This window comes from Mesorhizobium sp. M7A.F.Ca.CA.004.12.1.1 (assembly GCF_003997835.1).
GTDB lineage: Bacteria > Pseudomonadota > Alphaproteobacteria > Rhizobiales > Rhizobiaceae > Mesorhizobium.
Genome location: NZ_RZRK01001323.1, coordinates 1 through 924 on the forward strand (window position 1 = coordinate 1; position 924 = coordinate 924).

Here is a 924-nt window from a genome sequence, read left to right on the forward strand (position 1 = left end):
GTTTTGCCTGGGCGCAAGCTGCCGTGGCGAAGCTCGCCGCAATGGACAATGTCCGCGTGCTGTCGCGAACGACGGCGTTCGGCTACTATGCGCAGAATTTTGTGGGGCTGGTCGAGCGTGTCAGCGAGCATCTGAGGACCCCCGGCCACGATCTGGCGCGCGAGCGGCTGTGGCAGGTCCGGGCCAAGCGCGTGGTGCTGGCCTCGGGCGCGATCGAGCGCCACATGGTGTTTGCCGACAATGACCGGCCGGGCATCATGCTGGCGGGTGCCGCGCGCACCTATCTCAACCACTATGGCGTCGCGGTCGGCAGGAATGTCGGCGTCTACACCGCCAATGATTCTGCTTACGCGGCGGCGATCGACCTGAAGAAGGCCGGCGTCAACGTGGCGGCGATCGTCGATCTGCGCGAAAATCCGACCGGACCGGTGATCGACGAGGCGAGGGCGCTCGGCATCGAGATCAATTTCGGCCGCGCGGTGATCCGCGCTGGCGGTAAGCTCAGGGTGTCGTCGATGACCGTGCAGCCGAAGAATGGCGGCGGCGAACGCACCATCGCGGTCGATGCGATCCTGATGTCGGCCGGCTGGACGCCGTCGGTGCATCTGTTCTCGCAGTCGCGCGGAAAGGTCGCCTTCAACGACGAGACCAAGCGCTTCGTGCCGGGCACCTATGCGCAGGACTGCGTCTCGGTGGGCGCCTGCAACGGCACCGACGGGCTGTCGGCGACGGTGGACGAGGCCTATGCGGCGGGCGCCAAGGCGGCGAAAGATGCCGGCGCCAAAGCCGCCAAGAGCAGTAAGCCGAAGGTCGATGCGTCGGAGAGCTGGTCGCGCGGTATGTTGGGCGCGGCGCCCGGCGCCGGGCCGGACACGACTGTGAAGGCGTTTGTCGATTTCCAGAACGACGTCACCGCCAAGGATC

General features: G+C 66.7%; 1 protein-coding gene. It reads left to right on the forward strand.

Annotated features, from left to right (window positions below; translation table 11 throughout):
* A partial coding sequence (locus EN984_RS36125; protein WP_245480203.1) for an FAD/NAD(P)-binding oxidoreductase occupies positions 1–924 on the forward strand: 924 nt, incomplete at both ends.